Genomic DNA, 26,566 nt, shown 5'->3' with positions numbered 1-26,566 from the left:
GTTATTTATTTCCAAATTTTACTAATTCAGGTTTTATTATTATTAATTCACTTTTTCTCGGAAATTTTCCGTGTTCAAAAGTCAGTTCGACACTATTCGCTTTCTTTTCGAGCGTTTTTATGTCAACATCATAAAAGTCCGAAATCACGAACGTTTTATTTTCATAACCCAATTCAGTCGGTTGGATTAAAATATGAATATCGGTTTTAGAATTTCCGGTTTCCAGAGGCAAACTTTGTCCATTATAAAATGTCATTACTATTACAAAAAAGTCATTTCCATATTCCGATTTGACTTGGTCAAAATCACGAAGGACTGATTCAAATTCCGATTCAGACGTTTGAGTGATTTCAGATGTATGTTTATAAACGAAAAAATTGTCTGATATATCTAAAGTGTCTTTAAAATCCTTTTTATCAATTAATTTCCATTCTCCGCTTTTTAATTTTTCCGCAACATTTATTTCAGAGTCTGAAGTTTCCACGAAGCGATAATAATCCGAAGTTTGTTTGTTTTCTAAATTCTCAATTTGTGTCTGTAAATCCGAAATCTGTTTTTCTTTTTCGGTCAGTTTTTCAGTCAGTTTTTCCAATTCCGATGAAGTTTGTTTTGAATTACAACTTGCAATTAAAATCAATGTTAAAATCAGTAACGGAATGTTTTTCATAATTGTAGGTAACGTGATTGTGTATGGTTAGTTGCGTGGTTAAGCAACTAATTTAGTAAACTTTCACGAACCCGTGAATATTCCGCAGGAATATTCGCAAGTAGGGAAGAACCTAGCAATTAATTATACACGGTGTTGTGTACAGTTTTTTTATTTTCATTCTGTTTTAATATGTAAATCAGATAAGTAATTACAAAAATCAAAAGGGGAATTTGAAAAGCTAAATAATTAAATTTCTCGATTGGTATTTCAGTAATTCGTCTTGCGATTGGTGTAAGCATAAGAACAAAACTTAATATTTTTCCAAGTCTGGACTTACTATGTTTGGTAAAATTCAGAATTACTCCTATTAGTCCAAAAATGGCAAATATTTGGTCACTATTCCCAAACTCAAAACTTGTAAATATCAGCCAAAAAATAAATGGAAGTCCAATCATTTGTCCCATAAGAAATATGAGAGAATATGATGTCAGAGATATTATTTTCAGAGTTTTCCCCATTTAGTGTTTTTATTGTAATTCTTCGTAAACAATGTCAAAGTCCAAATCATTCGGAATATTCAGCTCTTTTCTTTTATTCTCAAATTGTTCCAAAGTCAAATTCGGACTTTGTTCAGGACTTTTTTTGTCCACTTCTATAATATAATAATAGGTCACGCTTTTATCAATTCCGCTTTCAAGATTTTTCGGGTGACTTTTTGCAATAATAAAATCTCCATTTTCTCCAAATGCAAAAACTGTTTCAGGAACAATTAGTCGATTAGAATATTTTTCAGCGTTAAACCAAATACTCATTTCGTCAAGTGTATTATTTGCGAATAACCAATAGTCGTCCGTAATTTCTTTTTCTACTAATCCAGCTCCGAAATAGCAAGATTGTAAAATCAGTAAAAATGCTATTCCTAATATTTTTTTCAAATTATTCAATGTATTTTCGGCTGTTTCTTAAATTGTACACAACGTTTATGTATAAGAATAGTGCGGTTTTGTGTGCGAGGATTTTCCGCAGAAAAATCAGACGTAACAAAAGTGCACGGACTCTTGATTAAGCACTAAACTAAGCATTATTTTTATACGGTGTTGTGCAACGTAATTTTATGTTGTCTTATAATTTTTCCTTTGCTATCTTTTGTTTTACTTTCCTTTAAAAACCCATATTTAGAATAGTAGAATTCTGTTGTTTCTTCCAATTTTCCGTTATTATAATTCCTAATGATTTTAGACTTGATTTGATTTTTGTTGTGATATTCAAAATCAGTTATACTTTTTTTGTCAAACATTTTAGAATTATAACTTTTGTAAATGTTTATTATTCTTTTAGGTTTTTTTATTCTTCCGTATTCAATATCATATTCCGAAACTAATTCACTTTGATTATTGAATTTTTTAATTTTAACGATTCTCTCTTTTTTGTAATCGTAAGTTACAGAATCGGTGATTTCAGGATCATAACTAATTGATTTTATTAACCGTCCATTTTCATAGAACAACGAATCTTGATTTGTTCCAAAATCATAAATGTCAAAATTTGCAATTAATCTGTTTTTATGGTCATAAAAAAATCTAGTAGTGTCGATTGCTTTGTCTTCTCCCCATTTCCAAATTTCAATCGTTTGTTGATTTCGTTTATTGTATTTAAAAATAGCAGTATCACTTTTTTCCGCTTTGTAACTGTGAATTTCTATCTCAGTCAATTTATCAGGATATGTGGTTTTGATTCTCGCAATTGTGTCTCCATTTCTGTCAAATTCATAATCGATTTTGTGTCTCCCTTTTTCGTCAAAAATTTGAATTAAAGAAAGATATGGGTTAGCTCCAGTTGAGTCAATTAGTGTCTTGGTTTCAAGATAGTAATTTTTCAGTTTTGGCTTTTCGCGAGTCATATCCGTATCATAGTATTCTTGCGAAAATGATAGGCTAGTAACTAAGATTAGTAATATGCTAAAAGTTTGTTTCATTATGTTGCACAACGGAATTGTGTATGATTAGTGGCGTGTTTAAGCACCTAATTTGGCAAATAAACACCAGATAGAAAATCCGAAAGGATTTTCGTAAGTAGGCGAGAACTAGCCATTAATTATACACGGTGTTACCACACGTTTTTTTTATTCAGTTAATATTTCGTTTAATATAAAATTCAAGTTTTCTTTTCCAACTTTGCTTAATCCGCCATATTTCATATTCGGTGAAAATGGTTCCGATTCTGTCATTCCACAACCTTCCAAACACAACCAAACTTTTCCTATTTCCTTATTTTCTTTGTTATAAAATCTTAAAATATATTCAGATTCAGATAAACTCCAAGTAGTCTCTGACCAATTGAAATTACTCGGATTATTGAAAAATGTAATCAAATCAGCCTTATTCAATTCCGACACAGTTTTGGAAGTCAAACGACTCGTTAGAAAGTTATTCTTAAACAACTTTATTTTCGCAACGTGTTCTCTTGGGAATTTATATTTTCCAAATCCGAAATTCTTTTCAAACGCCTTTTCTTGTTGTTCAGACGTTTTGTGCATATAAAATTCGTTCAGTTCGTCAGTCGGAATGTGTTTGGAATAAAATTGTCCTCTGTCAGCTATATCCCAAATTATTAGAAATCCGATTATGGCTAAAATTCCGATTACTGATAATATTTTTTTCAGGATTTTCAATTCGTGACGGTTTTTTTTTAAATGTGTGGTAACGTTTGGTGTATGGACCGTTGCGTGTGATTGCCCGAACCATTCCAAGGACAAATCTACGTGAAAATTCCGCAGGAATTTTCCAGATGGGCACAGACTCCAGCAATGGTTTATACATGGTGTTAGCATCCGTATTTTTAGTTTTTAACATTTAATACATCTGGCCAAATGTTAGGCAATTCTCCGCTAAACCCCATTTCTGGAAGTTCATTTATTTGCTTCATTTCCTCCTTTGATAATTTAAAGTCAAAAATATTAATATTTTCCTCAATTCTTTTTGGTGTATTTGATTTCGGAATAACGATGGTTTCGTGTTGAGTTATCCATCTCAAACAGATTTGAGCTATAGATTTATTGTGTTGTTTAGCGATAGTTTGGATTATTTCATTTCCAAACACTTTTCCTCTTGCCAAAGGTGACCAAGATTCAACTACAATATTATTTTTTTTACAAAATTCCGTCAATTCTGATTGCCAATAACCAGGGTGAAATTCAATCTGATTGATAGCAGGGATTACGTTTGCAGTTTGAAAAAGTGCCTCTAAATGTTCTTGCCAAAAATTACTTACTCCAATGGACTTTATTTTCCCTTCCGCTTGAAGTTCCTCCATTGCACGCCAACTATCTGCATTTGCTTTTTGCCAATCTTTATAGTTTTTTGCATTCGCAGGCCAATGGATTAAATACAAGTCAATGTAATCCAATCCAAGTTTTTTAAGTGATTTGTCAAAAGCTTTTTTAGCTTCTTCATAACCTAAATTTTCACGCCATAATTTTGTGGTTACGATAATTTCTCTTCTATCGATTCCACTTTCATTTATTGCTTTTCCAACTTCTTTTTCATTATCATATTTGGCGGCTGTATCAAACATTCTGTAACCTAGATTTAAAGCATTTTTTATAGATTGAATACCTTCTTCCTCGGTAGATTTGTATGTTCCAAAACCTATAATTGGTAACTTATTTCCGTCGTTTAATACTATTTCTTTCATTTTTTATAACGTTTTTTATTATATGGCTGCTAACGGTTTTGTGTATGGTTAGTTGCGTGGTTAAGCAACTAATTTAGCAAATAAATCACAGATAGAATATTCCGCAGGAATGTTCGTAAGTCGGCAGTGACCGAGCAATTAATTATACACGGTGTTGCCAACTGGCTTTATTTTATTATTTCAGTCAGATAAACGATTCCGAAAATCCAACCAACATAGAGTAGAGTATAAGTCAGCGAGTAAACTGCTGAAATTCCAATATCTCCTTTCGTATCTTTTGATTTATTAAAAACAAGTTTCATTGCTCTAAAGAAAATCCAGTAAAGCATTGCTAAAATTATGAATAACGAAAACCAAAAAACGGCTTCCAAGACTATTAATAAAACCACAAACAATATCGACATCGCAATCCATAATACAATCGACATAATAAATCCGCCAATTCCATCTCCGACTGATGGAATTTCCATTGTGGGTCCAGTTCCGCTATGAGCAAGGAAATCACCACTTTTAAAATTCCGAAATTTTGGAAAATTGTCAATCAATCCAATTCCAGTATAAAGTCCGTAAGTCATAAAAAGAAATAAAGCTGTTGCTATAATTCCGAGCGACAAATAGAGATTGGAAGTCAAACTCCGATTGTAATTTATTCCAGTCAGATAAACGGTCAGAATAGTAATTCCGATTACGAGTAATGAAACTATAAAGACGGATTTTCCTTTCAGATATGGTTGTTTGGTTTTCAATTCAGGGCGTTGTTTTTAGCTTGTTGGCAACGGTTTTGTGTATGATTTCGTTGCGTGTTTAAGCACTAAAGTTAGCAAATAAATCACAGATAGAAAGTCCGCGAGGACTTTCGTAAGTAGGCTATAACTAGCAATGAATTATACACATTGTTGTATGCAGTTTTTTATTCTCCTAATATTTCTTGGTCATAATCATATTCTGATTCGTTTGGAAAATGACCATTTAAGTCAGGGAAAATTAATTGTAAATATTTAAATTCTGAATTTTCATAAAATTTAAAAGAACTCAAGGTGTATTCCGTCAGTAATTCGTTTTTAACCTCAATAAAATAAACAGGAAATCGGTCAATTAAATCATTTATTTTTCGATTAATAGGAACTGTTTTGAATTTGTATTTCTCAACATAATTTTCAATCAATTCAGATGTTAGTCCACTTGGAAGACCAGAAATGAATAATTCTGGAATCTCAAAACTATGAAAGATTCCAGTTGAATATCCAAAAGGTGTAAATTCAGTTTCTTCCATTACACAAGTCATATGAAATCCATATTGCTCGATATTTCGATAAACTTTTTCAAAATATTTTTGCTTTTGCTCCTTATTCATCTAATTTTTATTCAAACTGTTTTTTCCACTCTTTCTGTTTTAATTCAGTCAATGAGTCGATTTCTTTTAGATATTTTATTTTCCAGTCAGTTCCGTTTTTGTTGGTCAAATACTTATCAATTTCTGCGTTGTAAATTTCAATTCCATTTAATTCAGTTCCGCTCACAATACATCCAAATCCGACGTTAGTAAATCCGTATTTCTCACTTATTTTGTCCATTTCCATTGGTGAAATCATTAATTCTCCAACTATTATTTTTTGAGGTGAATTATTCTTGATGTCAGATTTAGCGGTTAAGTAATTAAATCGATTAAAAATACCGAAATTCCACAATCCAATTCCGATTAGAATGAATATTATTCCACTAAATATTATTGTTTTTCGATTCATTTCTCAAATTGCATACAACGTAAAGTATATAAACAGTAAGGGATTAAAAAATCAACTACTGTAAGATTTTTGTATAAGCCAATTTAGCAAAAATGTTTAAAATGCTCTAAATATTTTCTTCTAAATTGGCGGCTGTGCTACTCTTAGAGTCTTTAGGTTAGGCACAGCATCCCTTATTGTTTATATACAGTGTTGTGAGCTTTATATTTTAAACCACGACTATATCTGCGCTCTGCTTTTTTAAGTGGTTTAAGAGTCTCATTTCATTAAATTACTGCAAAAAATGAAATGATATAAATGTCAGTTGCTCGGCTTCAGTCCGATTTAAGAAATCCAGGTTGTTTTTATAAATTCCATGAGCTATACATAGCGTGTATGGATCGTTTAATTTAGGCGCATTTGTTCTTAAACTGCTCAAAAAGAGTATGGTAAATCACTTAAGGTACATGATTAAAATGCACTGGGACTTGACTTTCTAATTTTAAACATGTACCTTGGCTATCAAGTTTTATAACGACAACGCTCGTTTGAAAATTCATTTTCACGGCTTTTCCCGCCGAAAACTTGTCCAGCGAATGATCCATTATCATACACTTAGATTTACCAGACTCTAACAGTCCTTTATTTAGCGCAAAAACATTCGAATTAAAAGTCTTAAGGTGAAGCTGAGCAATTGCTTACAACGTTGTTGTGTATGGTTAGTTGCGTGGTTAAGCAACTAATTTAGTAAATAAATCACAGATAGAATATTCCGCAGGAATGTTCGTAAGTCGGCAGTGACCAAGCAATTAATTATACACGGTGTTGTAAGTAGTGTTTTTTTATTTTTAATTCAGTTCCATATAATTTGTGCCAAGTTTCTGCATTGTCAAATTCTCTTGGAATTGTAATTGCAAAATTCCTTTGTTTTGGAATAATTTTATGGAATTCCACTTCAACAATTGGTATTTCAGTTCCGTTGTTTAAAATTAGTAAATCATTGACATTTATATCTCCTTCAATTATTTCTCCAGTCAGAATATTTCCAATTCCGTGAGCATTTGGAAATCCGTTTGTTAGTTTAATTCTCGTATAATTCTCATCGGATTCTTTGAAAATTTTTTCAAAATCTTTTTTATTGACTGTATTTCCATAGCAATAATTTTCCTCAAAAATCAGGTTTTCAGTTTTTGCTCCTTTGAACATTGTTGATTCTACAGAACAATTTTTAATAATTGCATTTGTTAAATCAGAATCTCTAAAATCGGCAGTTTTTATATTACAACCTATAAATTTCGAGTTGGTTAATTTAGTCTTTCTGAAATCTAAAAAAAGGAAACACTTTTCAAAGTAGACGTCAGTTAAATCTATTCCGCTTACAGAAAGTTCTTCGTCAAAATCCCAATTGAGAAAATGTCTTTTTCCTTCTGAATAAGCAGTCAGAAATTCTTCTAATGTTCTGTTTTCCATTTCGTTCATCGCATTATTTACAACGTGCTTGTGTATGGTTAGTTGCGTGTTTCAGCAACTAATTTAGTAAACAAAAACGAACGCGAGAAAATTCCGAAGGAATTTTCCAAATAAGCAACGACCAAAGCAATTAATTATACACGGTGTTGTGTACAGTTATTTTTAAACTATACTTTTCTGTTTTTCTCGCAATAATCCTTTATATCATTGTATGTGTAGGATTCCCAATTAGTTTTGTCAATATTTAATTTTTCTCGCGACTGAATAGAAGATTTATTCTCATCATCTGATTTATAAGATTTAGTCAATGTTATTCTCGCCTTAATTAGATTAAGCATCGCAATTCTAACTTCTTCAGCTTTTTTATTCTTTTTCTCATCTGTTGATTCTAAATCAAGTAATGACAGAAACTCAAAAATTTTATAATTCAGAATTTGATTTTTCTTTGTTGCTGTATTTCTTGGTGGATACGTCGGCATTAATTTATTCAATTAGGTTTAATCGTTTTAATAATTTTTCAATCAATGGTTTTGAATACTTTTCCGCTGGATCAATTTCAATGCTATCAGTTGATCTAATATATTCTCCAGCATCAAAAGCTTCGTAACATTCCCATGAAATTTTTCCGAATTCAAAATTTTTACAATAATGTTAATTTGTGACCCAAAATGTTTGAAGATTGTTCATTATGCAATCTCCATTTTCAAAGTCAGTTTTTTCATTCCAATAATTCAGAGCTGTTTCGATTGATAGATCTTCAACTAATTTGATTGGAAAATCTTTTGGATTATCAAAGAGTTCTGCGACTTCTTTTCCGCTTAAAAGTTCTTGCGATAATTTCTTTAAGATTTCGTTCATTTTAATTGTACACAACGTCTCTGTATATGGCTCGTAGCTTGCAAATTATGAAATTATTTTCGGATGAAGCACGAGCCGAATTTTTTAATTTTTCTTATTATATTTTCTCAATAAGCCAAATTAAAAAATTTGGCGACTTTCCAAATATGCCTTAACTTCGATTAAGCAACTGACTAGCTATGAGCTATATACGTTGTTGTATGCAGTGCTTTTACTAAAATTATTAGTTAGTCAATTTCATTCAATGTTTTTTTATCATAGTCTGAGATTCCAAATTCTCCAGAAATAATTTCATCTCCATATCTATCCCAAATACTTTTAAAACTTGTTCCAATAGAGTCAGCAGTCAAATTGCCTTCTGTGAATGACAAAACAGGTCCTTTGTGAATTCCACAATAGTTTGATGTAACGATAAGCCCATCTTCATTATATTCAACCATTTCTTCGAATATTCCATAAGCCGTATCATAGGCAACTTGTTCATTTTCAAAAGCCGTTCCGATAGGATGCTGACTAGCTCCAATTATCATTCTTGGTGTAAGTCCGTAATAATATCTGTTAAATTTACCTTGATGGTAAGCTTTTAAAATTTTAATCCAATTCATCTTTCCAATTTTCTATAAGCAACATAGTTTTATTGTCAGGTTCAGATTCTGGTTTGATTTTACCAATGTCAATCATAACTGGCACTTGAGCTGAAAGTCCAGCCAAAATACAAGTACCAGTTGGTAAAATTGGTAAAGATTCAAATGAAAGCTTATCTAAATACGACACAGTTCTTTCTACAGCTTTAATATCGTTGTTGTTAATTAATCTATGTAGAAAGAAGTTATGTAATTGAGATATGATTGTAGCAGATATATCCGAAGGTCTTTGACTTGCAATTGTCAAAAATGTTCCAAACTTTCTACCTTCCTTTATTATTTCTTCAAATGTCTCTAGTCTATAATCTTTCCAAGTCTCGCTTTCTCTTTGAGATATAGATGATAAAATATTGTGAGCTTCGTCAATAATTATATTTAGATATTTTTCTTTTTCATTGACCTCTTTTTTCTTTTCGTAAAGTTGCTTGCATATTAAAAGAGGAAGCATTTTTCTCATTTGAATACTAACGTCTCGTAGCGAGATAACAGTGATGTTTTTATCGCTATCCTCTTCGTTAATAACAATAACTTTCCTTAAATCATTTAATCTCGGTGGCGTTCTTTTCAGTAAAGGTGACAAATGTTCAATATTCGAATATCCATTTATTATTTCGTGGTGAAACTGTAGAATAATTCTAATTCTAACCTTTGACAAATAATCATCCTCAATTTCATCAAACTCGATGTTACCAAATAATTCTTCTACATATGGAATAACTCCATCATAATTGTTTGTTCCAATGTAAAAACCGTGTGTTGTGGAATTATAATGTAAGTTTTGTCTTAAATCTAGTACGGTTTGCGAAATATTACTATTAGTAAGACAATCTCCCAATTGTGATAGTAAATCTATTATTTGGGCGATATTAACATTATCATCATTTTTATCGATAATCTTTAATATCAATGATTTTACAAACTCGATTAAGCTATCTCCATCTTGTATCTTTTGAGTAAGAAAATCATTTTCTATGGCTCTTTTAAGAAAAGGCTTTTGAGTTTTTTCTGTTGCTTCAAGAACTAATGACCAAAAATTATAATCTGAGATTTGTTCTTCAGAAATCGGAAATTTATCTTTTTCAGTTCTTGTGTTTAGCGAATAAATATTTTTATAGTCTTTATTTATAATTACATTATCGTTTACGTATTCTCCGTTAAAGTCAATGAAGAAGAATTTTGCGTTGTCTCGAAACTTATTATTCTCTATGTATTTTAGAAAAAGTTCCCGATAAATTTTCGCAAGAGTATAAGACTTTCCACTTCCTGTATTCCCAAAAATCCCAATATGACTAGCAAATAAATCATTGACTCCTACCTTAATCTCTTGATTGTTCTCGTGAGTTAAAGTTCCTAATATTAATGGGTCGTCTTTTTTCTTTACAAAATTGTGTACGTCTTCAAATTCTGGCAAGTCCAAAAGAAAACATTCATTGTTAATCAAAGGAAGCTCTTTTATTCCTCTTTCAAAACCTTTAGGGCTGAAAAAACCAAGCAGAGAAACTTGTAATATGCGTTTGATTTTTTGCTTTTCGTTTGTATATTTTTTATTGCTGAACTGCTTATCTTCAATGATAAATTCTCCTTCAACTTTTCCAATAATTCTAGTAAAACCTTTTGTAATTTTCACAAAACCATTTACAGAAATATTACGCAGTAATTTCCCTTGATATAAGAGGTGAGCAGAATTTTTAGCCTTATCAACTTCAATTTTAATAGTCCTACCTTCTACAGATATGACTTTACCGACCTTAAAAATTGAATCCTTTTGTAGAATTTCATTCATAAATCAGCTATTAGTTTTATTATACTCTATTATAGAATCTCTTAAAGGAAATAACAGATAATCATTAAATTTCCTTAGATTAAAACCATTCTCAGGACAAATGAACTCTACATTTGGAAAACTTTTAATATCGATTAAATCATCAAGGAAATTTGAAATTATATCATCAGCAGTCTCAGTATAAGAAACGATAAAAATTTTAAGCGTTGGATTTGACTTAATTGCACGAATTGTAATTTCTCTGATATGTTCATCTGCCATTGAGAAACCCATAACATATAACACGGTATTTTCTTTCTCTAACTCATTAGCATATAATCTTAATAGCTCGTAATAGTTTTTATTAAACGTAGTATCTTTAAATTTGTCTTTAGTTGGATTTACAATCTGCAATTTTTCATATGAACTTATGAAATCGCCGACATCTGGTTTTGGGTCTATTTTGTCAACTTCCTCTACAATTTCCTCTATAGTAAGATTTCTGTCATCTGAATCCCACTTGTCATCATTCATTTTTTTAATATCTAATAATGATAACTTTGATATTTCGTTGTCAACTTCTTCTACAATCCCAAGGTTTGAAAAGTTGATATTCCCATTTTTCATTTCCCAAGTAACTGAACCGTGAATTTTCAATAAATTGAAGACAGGTATTTCAGAAATATTATCATAGTGAAGACTTTTTTGATAAAATGATTTTTTGAAATTACTTAAACTGAATTTTTTATTAAAAATTCCATTAAATCCGTCATTAAACTGTAAATCTAAATCCTCAAGTAGCTTTTCATTAAAAATATCTATGTTAGTTGTGAACAGATTGATTTGTTTGTTTACAGTGTTACTTCTTCTTTCGTATAAAATATGATTTAGAGTTTTGAAAAAGTCTTTATACGCCTTATAAGTATTATTTAATTTTTCTTGAGGGGTTGTTTCTGCTGGTTCAAATTCATCTTTAGTTATTATTGAACTGTGAATATCAATGTTCCCTCTCATTGCAATATCAAAGTATGTCTTATATAACGTTGATTTTGCTAAAAGATAGTTTTCATCACTTACGGTTTTTTTTGATTTTAAATCTTCAAGACCTTCCAACCAAGTTTCTATATTTCCGAGTGTACCAAAAAATGGATTTGATAATCCTGAACCAATTAGAAAGTTGATGTTACAATCTTGAAATATATTTTTGTGATGATTTAGTTCTTTATCTTCCATTTAGTTTGTTTTTCGGGCATTGCATACAACGGTTGGGCTATGGTTTGTTGCGTGTCTCGGCACTAAGATAGCAAAAAATCACAGATAGAATATTCCGAAGGAATGTTCGTAAGTCGGCAGTGACCTAGCAATAAATTATAGGCGGTGTTAGCAGCAGTGTTTTAATTTATTAGAGTCAGAATTGTGCGCTGAGCTTGTTAGTCCGACTTTATGATTTGATTTTTTAACTACAGAAATGAACGTTCTGTTTGTCAGTCCGACGTAGTAGAGTAGGCGAGCGACGCAGATCGCAACGGCACAAAATTTGGCGGACGAGAAACGAGTCCGATGTCAAAGTTGGTTTTTAGAGTTTGAGTTTTAGAGGTTCACTTTTTCTGATTTATCTGGCTTAAAAGTCAAAAAAAATCTCCGAAAAACAAACTAGGCAAAAATGCAGGAAGGTCATTGCTGCTAACGGTTTTGTATATGGCTCGTAGCGTGTAAATTAGAAAATTATTTTCTGATTAAGCACAAGCCAGATTTTTAAATTTTACTATTTATCTTTTTTATTTTAAATCGTCAAATTTAAAAATTTGGCGACTTTCCAAATATGCCTTAACTTTGATTAATCAACTACTTAGCTATGAGTTATATACGTTGTTGCCATTTCGTTTTTTATTCGTGTTGGATATAAAATCTTTCAATTAAGTCCATTATTAAATCAGATGGGTCTTCATTTCGGTCTTTTATCAATAGCATTTCTTTCAGTTGTTCTTTTGTAATAAAAATGATGACTTTATTGTCTTGATTATAAACTGTATTTCTTTGTCTATGTGCCGAATCGTTTGGAATTTTACTGCAAATCATTATTGATAGTCTGCCCATTGCAGCTGTCATATAATTTCTAGTTTGATTGACTTCTTCGTGTCCTATTTCTGTTGCATCATAGTTTTTAAACTCAAAAAGTATCATTCTTGCTTCTAATTCTAAATAGAGATGATGCCAATTTTTCGAATTTTCGGTCGCATTTGCAGTTATATTTCTATTTGGGATTATAGCATCTCGTCTATTTACTCCTGAATAAGTTCGTCCTTGTCTAGTTGGTTGATTTAATGGTGGAACAAAAAGGAATGCAAGAATTTCTGTGCATAAATTTTCAAATCTAGACCAACCTGCTGTTCCCATTGGACAAGCATCCAACCTCTGTATAAAATCGTTTACTTGGCTCATCTCAAAAAGTATTTATTTAAGAGACGTTTTCTCTTGGTAACTACTTTCTTAAGTTTAATTCCATCAAGAATTTTAATTTCAATATTTCTTTCTCTTTGCGTTTCTTCTATAAACTCTTCTGCTACTGAAGTTAGAACACTATTTGTTATTAGAAGTATTTTTGTGTCTTCTCTATTTATGTATCTGTATAGGTCAATAATCTGATTTAAAGAACTAATACTAAACCTTTGTTCACGATAAAATTTTGCCTCTACCATCCAAACTTCTTTGGTTGGAAAACCGAAAACATCGTTAGAGTATGATTCAGCAATAAAATCAATTCCTCTATCATTGAATGTTTGTTCTCTTTGTATGTTTTTAAATCGAAAGGCTTTTAAAAGGTCAAAAGTGAATTCTTCAAACTCTCTTGGACTAAAATGGTCAAAAGTTATTTCTGGAATAATTTTTAGCTTTTGTATTATTCTTTGAAGCCCTTTATTAAAATCGTTAGTCAAATTAACAATTTCAAATTCTAAAAAATCACTTGGAACTTGGCATTTTTCTATTAAAATGGGAATAATATTAATCTTTCTTTTTCTAGCTTCTTCGAAAAAATATTGCGGAAATTCGTGTTGAAAATAATCAGATGAGAATAATGACCTTGAAAGTAAAACAATAACTGTTTCGCTTGATTCGTACATATATCTAATTTGATTAAATACATTTTCTCCTATGCTAATGTCTTTATAATCAAAAATGACATCTATGTTTTCTCTTTGCAAAGAATCAGAAATTCGATGAGCCATATCACTATCATTATGATTGTATGATATAAAAACTCTATTTCGATTGTTTGTCATATAGTTCGGTTTTCAAAATGAATGGCAACGGTTTGTGTAAGAATAGTAAGGGATTTCGAAGGACTGAACTTTCAATTTATCACTTAGCCAAATTTGCAATTTTTTCTTTAATTAATAGACATGCAAAATTGTAAATTTTGCGGACTTTGTAAAATGCACTTCACTTTGGGATAAGCACTAAAACCCTTATTATTTTTACACTTTGTTACCTGTAGGCTATTTTGTTTCAGTTCCTATTTTTCCGTTGATTTGTTAATTCGTATGAAATTATATACGCCTTTTCCTTCTGCAATTAATTCATCATTCTGAAAGGCTTTCATTTTCGTTACAAGTATTCTATTACCTAACCTAACTATTTTACCTTCCACAATTATTTCAGATGCTTCAGCACCTTTTAAATAATCTATTCTTAAATCAATAGTTACTAATTTATCTTCCAATGACGTAAAGTGAGTGCTTCCTGCAATACCACCAACAGAGTCCATTATTGTAGCAATAATTCCTCCGTGCCACCTGTTTGTTCTCATATCTCCAACAATTTCATCTCTAAAGGGAACTTTAACTTTTACAAACCCTTTTTCAAGTTCCAATAATTTTAGTCCTAAAAATTTATGAACTGGAATACCTTCTTCAATTATTTGTTTAATAAATCCTATGTTTTTTTCTATCATTTATTTTGATTCTAATTATTGTTCTTGGCTTACAGGTAACGTGTTTGTGTATGGTTAGTGGCGTGTTTAAGCAACTAAGTTAGTAAATAAAACCCGAATAGAAAATCCGCGAGGATTTTCGTAAGTAGGCGAGTACTAGCCATTAATTATACACGTTGTTGTGCGCAGTTATTATATCACTTTAAATAAATGTTCTGTAACTTTATCTTCCCAATTCAACTGATGAAATCCACCATAATCAGTAAGATGTCCACTATATCCGCAATATTTTAAAATTAGTGAATTACATAGTGTCAATAATTTTTTAGAGATGTAGGCAATATCATTTTCTTTATTTTCTAAATCTGTCTCCTTAAATGGTGAAGTACCGTGTAAAAATTTATTTCTATGATTTAGAACTAATAATTCAGATTTTGTTAGCTTTAGATTAAGAATCTCAAAAGGTTTAGATAGTTTTTTTGAATTAGTTGGACTGTTTATATTTTCAATCTTAGCTTTCAAAATATCATTCCCATAATCGGATATAAATTCCTCATACTCTGATAAGATTTTATTGAATTTATCAATCATTAAATCCGATAATTTTTTGTCAGGTATAGGTTTTAACTTTTCTTTATTTTCTTTAGATATAAATCCTGTAATTGTTTCTAAGGCGATTGAGTAAATTCCGGCTTTTAAAAGTAATAATTTTGTTTGATTACCCTCAAGAATTAATTTAATACTCCTTGCAAGAGTAACATTCTCAATAATTAACTCACACATACGGGAAAATACTTCTGGTTTAAGTTGAAGGGACATTTTATCTAATGCCTTTTCTTGTCCAAAATGTTTCAAATAATCCCTAAAGTCCATAGGATTGAAAAGACTTGCGTGTGTAATTATTGAAGGCTCGTTTTTATAGTAAGCAGTAGCTTCTGCAATAGTTACATTATCTTCCTTTATGATTTGATAGTAATAATCATCTTGAAACAAATTTCCAGTTACAAAACCAAAAGCCAATAATATGGCAGAAGTATTGGTTTTAAATTCTTCGAAACTATTGTTTTCAAGACTGTCTATTATTAAAAAACTTTCTTTCGTATCATCATTTTTATGTTTGAATAAATGATAATTTTTATTATTTACAACTATCTCTAAAAGTCCACAAAAAGTTGTGCATCCTGAAATATGAATACTTTTACAAGTAAAAACGCCAAATTGAGCTTCTAATTCTGTTGGAACTACTAGACGAAGAATTTTATCATTATAGTCCTCATCATTTAATTGTTGGAAATTATCTACAGTTATACTAATAACTTTCGGACTGCTTAAAGTTACACTTGTTTTCGTAGTTGAGTTAGCATTTATGCAACTAATACGACCGTCATTATTAAAAGTGATTTTCTCATTAATTCCAAATTTTTTGAAATCTCGCATATATTTATAATCAAATATGCCATCAACAAAAAATTTCACTTTGAAATCGCCTTTGTTTTTTTTTGAACTCGTAGCTATGGATTCGTGAATTGGGAAATTTGGCAGATGAGTCTTGTATGCTTTCTCTTTTTTTAGAGATTTGATTGCATCTATTGATAAAGAAACTTGCTTTTCAAAATCGTATCTGTCTATGAGTTTATTTTTTTCCAAATGTTATTTTCGTTACGGATTTTTCTTTAATTGCGCACAACGTGTTTGTATATGGTTTGTTGCGTGGTTTAGCACGTAATTTAGCAAATAAAAACCGAATAGAAAATTCGCGAGAATTTTCGTAAGTAGGCTAGGACTAGCAATAAATTATATACGGTGTTGTAACCAGTACTTATGGCACAATATTTAATAAATCTGCAAACATTTCTGTAAATTCATATCTGTCTGTTCCGTTGTCATTATACATTTCAACTTCTCTAATTTGTTCAGTTGACATTAGTGTCCAATAGTTCTCAAGCACGTTTTGTTTTCTTGAAGTTTTTTCTGCTGCGATTAACACTTTAGCATCACAAGTATCAGTAAAACTAAAAGTATTTCCTGCTGGCAAATTTAATACATCGATATGAACATAATTTTCAGGTTCACGCTTTAAAGTTAAATATGCTTTTATTCCATTATTACGCAATTCTTGAATTTTATCTATGTTTTGCTGTTCTTCATTTGTTCCTTTGTCAGAATCAAGCATTACGCAATAAGGAATTGCGAATTGGTCAATTAACCGAAGAGTAGTCCAATGCTTTAAATTACCACAACCACCAATAGGAACTAAAGCAATTCTTTTGTCTTCAAATGTATGGTTAATATATCCTCCGTTTTTTAATTGGGTAGCTGTGTGATTAACAAATGTCACATCACTTTTGCCTTCTAAAAGCAAAATTGCATTTGCATTTTTTGGAATTGGGTCGGCTAAAATGCCTAATGTATCTGCAATCTTTTCAAAAACATCTTCTGTTCCTAATTCAACTGTTCTATCATTTCCAGTTTTTTGAATGAAACGTAAACTGTCTAATGGAAGTAAACCGCCTAGCGCAGGTGTGTGTGTTGTCAAAATAATTTGTGAATTTCCCGTATTCGATAATTCCATAAATGCTTGAATTAGCATTTCTTGATGGTCAGGATGTTGAGAGGTTTCAGGTTCTTCAAACGCAAATATTATTTGACTTCCTTGATTTTGTGCTCTTAATCTTTCTGCTTCTGCTCTAAAGAAGTTCAGTAGAATTAGTCGTCTTATTCCACTTCCTCTTTTATTGATTGGAATATCTTCTTCTGATTTTATTGTTAGTTTGAACTGTGAGTCAAATTTAGGTTCTGTTTTAAATTCTGGGATTAATTCGTTTGCTAAATCTGGCGACATTTCTTTAAGTTTTGCTAAAGTTCTATTCGCTGTATCAATAGCTTTAATTCTAACTTGTTCTTTTATATGTTCAAGTTCAACAGTCAATTCCGATAAAGCTTGTTGTACCGCAATTTTCATTGGGTCTGTTACTTCTTTATCATCATCTTTACTTTGTCTGTCTGATTGGAAAAGTGCATAAAGAGGTAAATATGATTTTAAAGTGTCATAAACTTTTTTAGTATCTTCTTTATCTACTAACAATTCGGTTTCTTGAAGTTCTAGATTACCAAATGAATCTCTTATTGCTTCTCGAATTGATGAATTGACGTTTCCATTGTAATTTGCAGTTGGGATACCTAATGCAGTAGCTCTCTGTTTTAATTCAGCTTTTTTTAGAGTAAGTAAATCATTTCCATTTGCTATGCTTGGATGATTACAAATAATAAAAACTTTCTCTTTTGGTTTTGCTGCTGTTGCTGCAAAAACCTTTTTTATTTCGAGTTTGTTCTGTGTGTTTAATAAATGTTCAGTTTGTAAAGTTGTAGGGTTTGCAGCATCGATTATTAATTGTGCTGGAAAATCCGAAAAAACACAAGTTATTTCAATTTTGTTATTGTCAGCAGTAATATTTAAATCGTCTTTTTCGCAATTCACTAAAGAGTTGTTGAAAAATATTTCAAGAGCTTCAAGTATTGTAGATTTTCCAGCATCATTTTTTCCGATAAATGCAGTTAAGTTTGAAATTGGAACAATCGTTTCGGTTTGATAACCTCTAAAATTTTTGATTTTTACTGTTTCTAATATCATTGGTTGGGTTTTTCTCGTATTGGTTACAACGGTCTTGTATATGATACGTTGCGTGGTTTAGCACGTAATTTAGCAAATACAAACCAAATAGAAAATCCGCGAGGATTTTCGTAAGTAGGCTAGTACTAGCAATGGATTATATACGTTGTTGGCAATAGTATTTTTTATTCAGTTTGTTTTTCCTTTACAGATTTCAGAGTGTCAATTTTCGGAATTTCTATAATATCAGATTCTCCATCTATTGAGTAAAATTCTAATTCAGTCGGCATTTGGTCAGTTCCGAATATAGATATTCCAATTAATTCTCCGTTTATACCTTTTCCAGTATAGTCAATTTTTAAATTTTCGTTTTCCTGAACTTTAGATTCAAAATTTTTCCCAAACATTATGGTTGGACAATTTCCGCAACCACATCTCGCAATTACTTTCAGATTTTTGATTAAGTCAGTCCATTCTGTTTTTTCTTTTTCAAATAGATAAGTCAGAAACTCAATTTCAGCTTGATTTAATTCTCTTTTGTCTTGAATACTATATTCCATTATCAATCTATTTTTTCGATGGACTTTAAGTCAACTTTTAGTGCTTTGAGAATTGTTTTCGCTAAATCTTTATCATTTTTTTTTGCTTGGTCAAAAATATCCATTAATCCGGAAACATAAAGTCTTTCGTTGACAGTCATTCCGTCAATTCCAATTATTCCACTTGCTTTTTCGTATATCGTTTCGAGCGTCATTTTTATATTATTGCCAACGGTTTTGTGTATGATTAGTTGCGTGGTTTAGCAACTAATTTAGCAAACTTTTACGAACCCGTGAAAATTCCTGCGGAATTTTCGCAAGTAGAGAAGAAAAAAGCAATTAATTATACACGGTGTTACCACACGTTTTTATTCAATTTCTTTTAAAATATAATCTTCTTTTGAATTGCCAAATGTTGATATGAAAATTTCATTTCCGATTTGTTTTTTTAGAATGAAAGGTGCGTAATTTTCGGTAAATAAAATATCAAACCCATTATGATTTACTCGTTCCCACATAAAATGGTCGGAATCTCCGAATTTCCACGAATTGCTGATATAAACTGAGTCATTTATAAATTGGATTGTATCCGTCCACTTTCTGAAATTTCTGATGAATTTTTTTCCAGTAAATTTTATTTTGGGTGTCCTATTCTTTAATGAATCTACCAACCTCTTATAAACTCTATTCTGATTATAATTCTTGAATACAATACTGTCTTTTGTTAATGGGTCAATCATTTCAGATTCATAGTATTCATTTCCAGCAATAACAAAGTAGTCATTTCCAAAATCCACTAAATTTTTCCCTTTTAGTTCAAATTTTTCAGTTCTTTCGTTTCCATAATTAAATTCCTTGTAATTAAAAGTTCCGTTGTCGAATGTAATTAATTCGTTGAAAGGAAAATCTCCGACAACATAATCTTTAATTGTGTCATTATCAGCAAACTTATAAGCAGATATCCAAGTTCCATTCAGTTTTTTTTCATTTTGACAAGAGGTCAAAATAAAAGTCAAAATTATTATGTTGAGTATTTTTTTCAAATGTGTGGTAACGGTCTTGTATATGGCTCGTAGCGTGCAAATTATCAATATTTTTTTCGGTTAAGCACTAGCCGGATTTTTTAATTTTCTTATTACCTTTTTTTCTCAATAAGTCAAATTAAAAAATTTGGCGGACTTCGCAAATATGCCTAAACTTCGATTAAGCAACTGCCCAGCTATGAGCTATATACGGTGTTGTAAGTAGTGCTTTTTTCATTCACTTACTTAATTTCAAAATCCTAAACGCTCCTTGAATTACCAATATAAAAACGATTGTTCCAATAATCAAATCAGGTTTATTAGAACTCAAATAATGCACTAAAATTCCTGCAATTATTACTCCTAAATTTATAATCACGTCATTCGAGGTGAAAATCATACTCGCTTTCATATGTGCTTCTTCTTTACTTTTTGACTTTTGCAAAATATAAAGACAAATTCCGTTTGCGATAAGTGCGAAAATCGAAACGATAATCATTGTCGAAAAATTGGGAAGTTTCTCGTCTCCGAAAAATCTTCTTAAAACTTCTACAAATCCAATAATCGCAAGTATTATTTGAAAATATCCAGCAAGTTTGGCAATCCGTTTTTTCTTTATTACTGTTCCGCCAACCGCAAACAAACTAATTCCGTAAACAAAACTGTCCGCAAGCATATCTAAACTATCGGCAACAAGTCCCATAGATTTTGAGATAATTCCTGTTGTCATTTCGATTATAAAAAACGCAAAATTTATAACGAGTACAGACCAAAGTAGCTTTTTTTGGTTTTTGTTTTCTTTAAATTCCGTTTGGTCGGTTTGTTTAGTCGAGATTTTCTTTCCACCTAAATTTAGTTCGATAACTGACTTTTCGATTTGGTCAATTTCTCCGCTGTGAAAAACGGTCAATTTTCGATTCGGAATATCAAAGTCCAAATTCGCAATGCTTGAAATTCCATCTAATTTCATTCGGATTAGATTTTCCTCTGAAGGACAGTCCATTTTGGTAATTTCAAATATTGTCTTTTTCATTCGGTTTCTGGGTTTTTCGGCATTACTTACAACTTCTCTGTGTATGAGTTGTTGCGTTGGTTTAGCACGTAATTTAGCAAATAAAAACCGAATAGAAAATCCGCGAGGATTTTCCAAGCACACACAGACAAAGCAATGAATTATACACGTTGTTGGCAACTGTAATCATTTCACAAACTCTTTTATTTCTTCTGCAATTTTTAATAGTAAATTATCTTCTACTGCATTACTCAATTGTCTCGTATGGATTACTAATTTTGGTTTTCCTGATTTGTTTTTATGCACCCAAAATTTTAGCTTTTCAGTTCCTTTTTCTTCAGTGAATTCTACGTTAAAAATATTATCAATGTCTCGGATTTTATCATTATTAACTATATAATCGGAACAGGCAAGTACAACTACAGGGAAGTTTTGTATAAAAACAGATTTAAAGAAAGTGTTTTTTCTGTTTTGCAATCTATTTTTGAAATTAACTTTTTTTTGTGCACTGTTCGTAGTTTTTGAAGGAATCTCACTCATTTCTGTTATGAAAAATCCTTTTTGAAAATCAAGCTCTATTTCATTATTTTTTTCTATTTGTCCTTTAAAAATTAGATCATACAGTTTTTGATATTTTTTCCAAGTGTCTGAAGTGTGTTTTTTAATACTTCCTTTGAATGCAAATAGAGGGTTATTATCGACATTCTCTAATTCTAAATTTTCATTAAAAATCCAAGGATTGATATCCTCTTGTTTTACATTTTTTTGAATGTTTTTTATCCAATCACTTGCATTATTTTCAAAACTAATTGTGTTTTGCTCTTCAATAGAATTTGAAGATTCAGCATTAGTGGCAACCTCTTTACCAACTATTAAAATATCACTATTTGGATTTCCTTTTCCAATAAAAGCATTTGATTCAGCAACTTTCTTTAATTCTTCTGAATAATTCATAAGTTCTTTTTTGGATTAAAAACAAAGGTAAATTATGAGTTTCTGTTACCAAACTTGAAAAACGTCTTTTTTAATGTTTTGAGCTAAATTCTTGAATGCAGCACGATTTTTCCATTATTGTTGCCAACGGTCTCGTGTATGGGCAGTAAAGTGTTATATTTACTGACTTTTCGAGCTGTCGTTGTGTTTATTAATTGGTTTTACTTTCGGGCGAAAACCTTTAGCCTTTATTGCTTATACACATTGTTGTGCTTTCGGCTTTTATTTCAACGTTCTGCTTGTCAGTCAGATTTTGTTTGTTAATTTAGTCAAAAATATTTTTATGTCAATTACTCATAACTTAGAAACTCTTTCCGAAAAACAAAAGTCAGATTTAGAATTGGCTAAAACGCTTTCCGATAATATTGATTCTTTAAGGCCTTCTCACGTAAATAAGATAAATCTAACGTATAATGGCGAAAGGTTTCATCCGATTACAGGCTACTTAAATAAGTTTTTAGTCGATGATATTCATTTAGCTATTGAGGCTGATTTTGAAAAACATAAAGCTTTTATGATTGAAACTGTTCGTGAATTTTTCAAAGATTATGATCTGAGTAATAAGTCAGATGTGTCTTCACACCACCTTAAAATAAACACCACTGCCTTTTTAAAATATTATGGTTTTAATAGTGACATAGTTTATCCACTTTATTCAGATAATCCAAACTTTAAACTATATCTAAATGATTTAAACAACTCTATCGAAAAGGGGTTATCCGAGTCTTGATTTTTCTTCTTGTGTTAGTTCTATTGTATTTATAAATACATTCATATTATCAGCGTAAACTATTCCTTTTTCAGGATGTTCTACATAAACTAATCTGCCTTCTGCAAGTTTGTAAAAATCTCTTTGGTTAGGGTCAAGTTTTACTAAATTCTCTAATTTAATTTCTGTTTTTTCTTCTGTACTCATCTGTTTGTTTTAGCTGAAGCACAACGTCTCTGTGTATGAGTTGTTGCGTTGGTTAAGCACGAAAGTTAGCAAATAAAAACCGAAAAGAAAATCCGCTAGGATTTTCCAAGAAAACACAGACCAAGCAATGAATTATACACGTTGTTGTGGTGCGTTATTTTTTTTCTTTCATAAAGTTAGGTGTCAGATTATATCCAAAATGTTTTCCTTTAGAATATAAAGGACTAATATTGTCATTTTCTTTTAACCATTTTTCATAACCCTCAATTGATGAACCTGCCATATTTATAACAAATTCAACACCTTTGAAGGCTATTACAAAATACATTTCTCTATCTTTTGTTCCGAGAAAATCACATTCAAATACCATATCTACAGATTCTCCATTTTTAAGAAAAAATTTTTCATTTTCTTCATAAATCTTCCTAGAGCTGTAAATCCAATTTTCATTTTGTTGATTGAAACGAACATAGTTTCTTATTGGGTCTAATGCTAGTTCTTCTGCAAAAAAATCTTGGTCAATTTTGCTGTTTTCTAGCATTCTTAAGGCCATCATTTCTAGTCCTATTTTTGCTAAGAACCTTGATACGGTTTGGTCGTTTTTCGGAAAATCGGTGTTGAAAGGAAGTATTAGATGCTTTATTTCTCCATTTTTTATAAGTTCAAATGATTCTGTATCTAAGATAATTTCAGTTGGTTTTTTATCATCCTTATCTCGAATTACGTCAGCTTTATATTTAGTCTTTGGAATTATTGCGGTTCCTTTCGGGATTTTTCTTTTCTTAGATTCGATTCCGTTTCGATGTCTTAAACTTTTAAAGTAGTCAGTTTCTAAAACTTTTTTTTCAATTTTTAAGGCGAAATAACTATTACATTTATCACAAACTATTCCTTTTGGCAAGACATTGGTTTTGTTGCCAAGCGATTCAGGAACAATGTGTTCTACACTCTTAGAGTTAGAAGCTTCTTGTTTGCAAAAAATACATTTCATAGTTTTTTCTAATGCACCACAACGGTCTGGTATAAGAATAGTAGGGCAGAAAACATCCGCAAACCATTCGGTTGAGCCACAAGCCCGTTTTTTGTTTTATTGGTTTTACAATTTACATTAATTAAAAGCTAAAACAAAAAACGGGCGACTTTGTAGAGACAAAACGACCTTTTGATTAAGCTAAAATCGCCCTATTATTTTTATACTTTGTTGTACATAGTGCTTTTTCGTTCTGCTTGTAGCGTTGGCAGAGACATACTCTTTTACAGTTTTGGTGATGCTTTGGCTGTAGCGACTGGAAATGTGTATGGCTCTTAGCGTTGGTTATTTTGTGAATCTAATTTGTAAATTCAAATTGAAATAAAGATGTCCTTTTTCTTCATAAATTTCGCCAAATCCGTGTCGAGAAGAACTTGCTGTATCAAGTTTGGTATTATTAAGCAAGTAATCCTCAAACTCGTTTCTGTTGTAAATATGGTAACAAAGAACATCGCCATTTTCTTTAACTATAAGATAGCCACCTGTTGCATCGTATTTTCCGCTCCATACCTTTGATGGCATCATTCCAAGTGCAACATCAGTTAGAAATCGCTTTATCTTGTATTCGTAAAATTTGTGTTCGTTCTCAATATCAAATTCCAAAGGATTTTTCTTGGCTGTTGAGTTAACTAAATCTTTCAAATGAGAGTTATCACTTGAATAAAAGTCAAACACAATTTCCGACAGAATCTGAGGTAATAAACTGTCGATTAAAACAAGATTATTCGAGAAAACCTGCCTTTCAGTTTTCACAAACTCGAATGTTCCGCCTTTTTTTAGAATTTGTGTAATTCTATCCATTATTTTACTTCGTGAAGAAATAGAATTGATTTCCTCAACTTCATTTTTTGATAGATTTACAAAACCAATTTCGTAAATAAAGTTTGTAGTTTTTCCAGCGTTTAATAGAGTAGAAGGACTACCAAGCTGTGATTTAATGCTAAATCCAAGAGTTGGTTGTTGATTTGTTCTTTGGTCGTGAACAACAATTGTAATGTCCGTTTTCGCTGACGAACTTGCTTTCAAAGACATACAATTTATTGATTGCATAAATTCCTCAATCTCTGGAACGGAAAAAGTCCGCTCTCGATTTTCTTTAATTGCATTTAAAAGAAAAAGAGCTTTGGTTTTGAATTCTTCTATTGGGATTTTTAATATTTGTTCGTTTCCAGAAATAAGAATTATCTCATCTTGAATAGAATATTCAAAATCGCCATTATTCTCTGAGCGCAGAACTTTAATAATTGGATAAACTAATCCCTCAAGTTTCTCAATGTCTTTATCTCCAAGAAAAAGTTGTTTGTCGCCTAATAGTTTAAAAAGAGCGTAAATTTCGCTCCATTCGCCTTTGTTACCTGTAATCATTTGCAGTTTAGTTTCTCTATAATTTTTTCCGCTGTTGCTTGAATTGCTGGAACTGCAACTGAATTACCAAATTGCTTATACGCTTGTGCATCTGAAACTACAATTTTAAAGTCGTCTGGAAAGCCTTGAAGTCTTGCCCATTCACGAGGTGTCATTTTTCGAATTCCCTCACGATTTACCTCGCCACTAATATTCGTTACGGGAACGAAGTTTGTCAATCGGTCGTCCAAAACTAAATTTCTTTCTCTGCCCATTCCGCCACACACAACTGCGTTGGCTGTGCCATCATTCGGAATTATTTCGTAACCAAATCCGTTCCCTTTACTTTCGTGCCTTGCTCTGTGGTTTTTCAAGGTTTGAACGTATGTGGTCGATAAATAATATTTTACCGAAACTTCTTCTTGCTCTAAAATATCATCTAAAACAGCATCTTTGTTTGTTGGTTCGGGATATCGAAAGTCTTTTATTCCTAAATCTTTGCGGAAACCAACTATAAAAATACGTTCTCGATTTTGCGGAACTCCAAACTCTTTAGCGTTTAGTATTTGTGGTTCGGGAACGTAATAATTTAAGTCTTCTCTCAAAACGTTTAAAATCGTTTTTAAGGTTTTTCCTTTATCGTGATTTCGAAGTCCTTTTACGTTTTCAAGGAAAATTGCTTTTGGTTGTTTTTCCTTTATGATTTCGGCAACATCAAAGAATAATGTTCCTCTTGTGTCCTCAAATCCGCCACGTCTTCCCGCAATCGAAAATGCTTGACAAGGAAAACCCGCACAAAGAACATCGAAATTATTTGGAATGTAACTTTTAGTTTTCGGTTTTGTGATGTCGCCAAATGGAATTTCGCCAAAGTTTACTTTGTACGTTTGCTTTGAGTATTTATCCCATTCGCTTGTAAACACGCATTTCCCATCGAGATTTTGCAATGCCATTCTAAATCCGCCAATTCCCGCAAAAAGGTCGATAAATTTGAATTTTGGTTTCTGAGGTGCTGGGAAAGAAACAGATTTATTGAGGTCAAAAATCAGATATTGAAGTGCATCTTCTGCGACTTTGTTTGTAATTTGTTCGTTAGGGTATTCCTTAACTAATCTTTCTTTCACAAAAGCAAGTGCATCTTTCTTGTAAAACTGCGAAACTCCGTTTTTATGATTATGTAAGTAGTGAGTAAAAGAAGCTGGTTTAGAATTCTCTGGCTCAACTACTTTTATTTCAAATAGCTGTCCGTCAATGTTTTCTATGTTAATTCTTTCTTTTATCATACCAATGGGAATTCAACTTCACAAGTTAAAAAAGTTTTGTGTAGTCTGTTCGGTTTGTTCGCTTTTTTGTTCACATTCTTTTGTAG

29 protein-coding genes are annotated in these 26,566 nt (G+C 31.2%); 1 reads left to right on the top strand and 28 read right to left on the bottom strand.

Annotation, left to right across the window (positions count from 1 at the left end):
- Position 1 precedes the first annotated feature (1 nt).
- From HM990_RS14425 to HM990_RS14310, 24 genes are all read right to left on the bottom strand, one after another.
- Positions 2 to 667 carry a hypothetical protein gene (locus HM990_RS14425; RefSeq protein ID WP_178989690.1) on the bottom strand — a complete coding sequence of 222 codons (666 nt, stop codon included), beginning with the start codon at positions 665 to 667 and terminating at the stop codon, positions 2 to 4.
- A 509-nt stretch (positions 668 to 1,176) separates the two neighbouring features.
- On the bottom strand, positions 1,177 to 1,584 hold the full coding sequence (locus tag HM990_RS14420; protein ID WP_178989688.1) for a DUF3997 domain-containing protein: 408 nt from the start codon (positions 1,582 to 1,584) through the stop codon (positions 1,177 to 1,179).
- Between the two features lie 152 nt (positions 1,585 to 1,736).
- Positions 1,737 to 2,624, bottom strand: a complete 888-nt coding sequence (locus HM990_RS14415) for a hypothetical protein (protein ID WP_178989686.1) — start codon at positions 2,622 to 2,624, stop codon at positions 1,737 to 1,739.
- Between the two features lie 147 nt (positions 2,625 to 2,771).
- Positions 2,772 to 3,320: a hypothetical protein gene (locus tag HM990_RS14410; protein ID WP_178989684.1), complete on the bottom strand. Its 549-nt coding sequence runs from the start codon at positions 3,318 to 3,320 to the stop codon at positions 2,772 to 2,774.
- A 167-nt stretch (positions 3,321 to 3,487) separates the two neighbouring features.
- Positions 3,488 to 4,342, bottom strand: a complete 855-nt coding sequence (locus HM990_RS14405) for an aldo/keto reductase (RefSeq protein ID WP_178989682.1) — start codon at positions 4,340 to 4,342, stop codon at positions 3,488 to 3,490.
- Between the two features lie 167 nt (positions 4,343 to 4,509).
- Entirely contained in the window at positions 4,510 to 5,088 is a 579-nt protein-coding gene (locus HM990_RS14400) for a hypothetical protein (RefSeq protein WP_178989681.1), read from the bottom strand.
- 164 nt (positions 5,089 to 5,252) lie between these two features.
- Positions 5,253 to 5,696: a DUF4262 domain-containing protein gene (locus tag HM990_RS14395; protein ID WP_178989679.1), complete on the bottom strand. Its 444-nt coding sequence runs from the start codon at positions 5,694 to 5,696 to the stop codon at positions 5,253 to 5,255.
- 7 nt (positions 5,697 to 5,703) lie between these two features.
- Complete coding sequence (locus HM990_RS14390) at positions 5,704 to 6,087, bottom strand: FEKKY domain-containing protein (protein ID WP_178989677.1); 384 nt, start codon at positions 6,085 to 6,087, stop codon at positions 5,704 to 5,706.
- A gap of 792 nt (positions 6,088 to 6,879) precedes the next feature.
- Entirely contained in the window at positions 6,880 to 7,536 is a 657-nt protein-coding gene (locus tag HM990_RS14385; protein WP_178989675.1) for a pentapeptide repeat-containing protein, read from the bottom strand.
- A gap of 167 nt (positions 7,537 to 7,703) precedes the next feature.
- The gene (locus tag HM990_RS14380) at positions 7,704 to 8,027 is read right to left on the bottom strand and encodes a hypothetical protein (RefSeq protein ID WP_178989673.1); all 324 of its coding nucleotides are present in this window, start codon (positions 8,025 to 8,027) and stop codon (positions 7,704 to 7,706) included.
- A 160-nt stretch (positions 8,028 to 8,187) separates the two neighbouring features.
- The gene (locus tag HM990_RS14375; protein ID WP_178989671.1) at positions 8,188 to 8,394 is read right to left on the bottom strand and encodes a hypothetical protein; all 207 of its coding nucleotides are present in this window, start codon (positions 8,392 to 8,394) and stop codon (positions 8,188 to 8,190) included.
- Positions 8,395 to 8,621: 227 nt separating this feature from the next.
- Positions 8,622 to 8,999 carry a hypothetical protein gene (locus HM990_RS14370; RefSeq protein ID WP_178989669.1) on the bottom strand — a complete coding sequence of 126 codons (378 nt, stop codon included), beginning with the start codon at positions 8,997 to 8,999 and terminating at the stop codon, positions 8,622 to 8,624.
- Positions 8,986 to 10,821, bottom strand: coding sequence for an ATP-binding protein (locus HM990_RS14365; RefSeq protein WP_178989667.1), 1,836 nt, complete (start codon positions 10,819 to 10,821; stop codon positions 8,986 to 8,988). Before HM990_RS14365 ends, HM990_RS14370 begins: the two co-directional genes overlap by 14 nt.
- Before the next feature lie 3 nt (positions 10,822 to 10,824).
- On the bottom strand, positions 10,825 to 12,033 hold the full coding sequence (locus HM990_RS14360) for a hypothetical protein (RefSeq protein WP_178989665.1): 1,209 nt from the start codon (positions 12,031 to 12,033) through the stop codon (positions 10,825 to 10,827).
- Positions 12,034 to 12,687: 654 nt separating this feature from the next.
- Positions 12,688 to 13,242, bottom strand: coding sequence for a hypothetical protein (locus HM990_RS14355; protein ID WP_178989664.1), 555 nt, complete (start codon positions 13,240 to 13,242; stop codon positions 12,688 to 12,690).
- Positions 13,239 to 14,081 (bottom strand): TIR domain-containing protein, encoded by an 843-nt coding sequence (locus tag HM990_RS14350; RefSeq protein ID WP_178989662.1) that lies wholly within the window; start codon positions 14,079 to 14,081, stop codon positions 13,239 to 13,241. Before HM990_RS14350 ends, HM990_RS14355 begins: the two co-directional genes overlap by 4 nt.
- Positions 14,082 to 14,314: 233 nt before the next feature.
- Complete coding sequence (locus HM990_RS14345) at positions 14,315 to 14,752, bottom strand: PaaI family thioesterase (protein ID WP_028284032.1); 438 nt, start codon at positions 14,750 to 14,752, stop codon at positions 14,315 to 14,317.
- A 171-nt stretch (positions 14,753 to 14,923) separates the two neighbouring features.
- Complete coding sequence (locus HM990_RS14340) at positions 14,924 to 16,378, bottom strand: hypothetical protein (RefSeq protein ID WP_178989659.1); 1,455 nt, start codon at positions 16,376 to 16,378, stop codon at positions 14,924 to 14,926.
- A gap of 172 nt (positions 16,379 to 16,550) precedes the next feature.
- A complete protein-coding gene (locus HM990_RS14335; RefSeq protein WP_178989657.1) occupies positions 16,551 to 18,362 on the bottom strand; it encodes an AAA family ATPase in 1,812 nt (603 codons plus the stop codon).
- Positions 18,363 to 18,526: 164 nt separating this feature from the next.
- Positions 18,527 to 18,901: a hypothetical protein gene (locus tag HM990_RS14330; protein WP_178989656.1), complete on the bottom strand. Its 375-nt coding sequence runs from the start codon at positions 18,899 to 18,901 to the stop codon at positions 18,527 to 18,529.
- A 2-nt stretch (positions 18,902 to 18,903) separates the two neighbouring features.
- Complete coding sequence (locus HM990_RS14325) at positions 18,904 to 19,095, bottom strand: hypothetical protein (RefSeq protein ID WP_178989654.1); 192 nt, start codon at positions 19,093 to 19,095, stop codon at positions 18,904 to 18,906.
- A gap of 153 nt (positions 19,096 to 19,248) precedes the next feature.
- The gene (locus tag HM990_RS14320) at positions 19,249 to 19,896 is read right to left on the bottom strand and encodes a hypothetical protein (RefSeq protein ID WP_178989652.1); all 648 of its coding nucleotides are present in this window, start codon (positions 19,894 to 19,896) and stop codon (positions 19,249 to 19,251) included.
- 244 nt (positions 19,897 to 20,140) lie between these two features.
- A complete protein-coding gene (locus HM990_RS14315) occupies positions 20,141 to 20,935 on the bottom strand; it encodes a cation transporter (protein WP_178989650.1) in 795 nt (264 codons plus the stop codon).
- Positions 20,936 to 21,100: 165 nt separating this feature from the next.
- Positions 21,101 to 21,868, bottom strand: a complete 768-nt coding sequence (locus tag HM990_RS14310; RefSeq protein WP_178989648.1) for a hypothetical protein — start codon at positions 21,866 to 21,868, stop codon at positions 21,101 to 21,103.
- Between the two features lie 322 nt (positions 21,869 to 22,190).
- On the opposite strand from HM990_RS14310, the gene HM990_RS14305 reads away from it, so the two are divergent.
- On the top strand, positions 22,191 to 22,637 hold the full coding sequence (locus tag HM990_RS14305; RefSeq protein WP_178989647.1) for a hypothetical protein: 447 nt from the start codon (positions 22,191 to 22,193) through the stop codon (positions 22,635 to 22,637).
- Here the strand turns inward: HM990_RS14305 and HM990_RS14300 are convergent.
- The 4 genes from HM990_RS14300 to HM990_RS14280 all read right to left on the bottom strand — a co-directional run bounded on the left by HM990_RS14300 (position 22,623) and on the right by HM990_RS14280 (position 26,480).
- On the bottom strand, positions 22,623 to 22,823 hold the full coding sequence (locus HM990_RS14300) for a hypothetical protein (RefSeq protein ID WP_178989645.1): 201 nt from the start codon (positions 22,821 to 22,823) through the stop codon (positions 22,623 to 22,625). The genes HM990_RS14305 and HM990_RS14300 overlap by 15 nt on opposite strands.
- 154 nt (positions 22,824 to 22,977) lie before the next feature.
- On the bottom strand, positions 22,978 to 23,814 hold the full coding sequence (locus HM990_RS14295) for an HNH endonuclease (RefSeq protein ID WP_178989643.1): 837 nt from the start codon (positions 23,812 to 23,814) through the stop codon (positions 22,978 to 22,980).
- Positions 23,815 to 24,138: 324 nt separating this feature from the next.
- Positions 24,139 to 25,218 carry an HpaII family restriction endonuclease gene (locus HM990_RS14285; RefSeq protein ID WP_178989639.1) on the bottom strand — a complete coding sequence of 360 codons (1,080 nt, stop codon included), beginning with the start codon at positions 25,216 to 25,218 and terminating at the stop codon, positions 24,139 to 24,141.
- Complete coding sequence (locus tag HM990_RS14280) at positions 25,215 to 26,480, bottom strand: DNA cytosine methyltransferase (RefSeq protein ID WP_178989637.1); 1,266 nt, start codon at positions 26,478 to 26,480, stop codon at positions 25,215 to 25,217. The genes HM990_RS14285 and HM990_RS14280 overlap by 4 nt, the downstream gene beginning before the upstream one ends.
- Positions 26,481 to 26,566: the final 86 nt, after the last annotated feature.

This window comes from Winogradskyella schleiferi (assembly GCF_013394655.1).
GTDB lineage: Bacteria > Bacteroidota > Bacteroidia > Flavobacteriales > Flavobacteriaceae > Winogradskyella > Winogradskyella schleiferi.
This window is presented reverse-complemented; position numbering and strand designations above follow the sequence as displayed.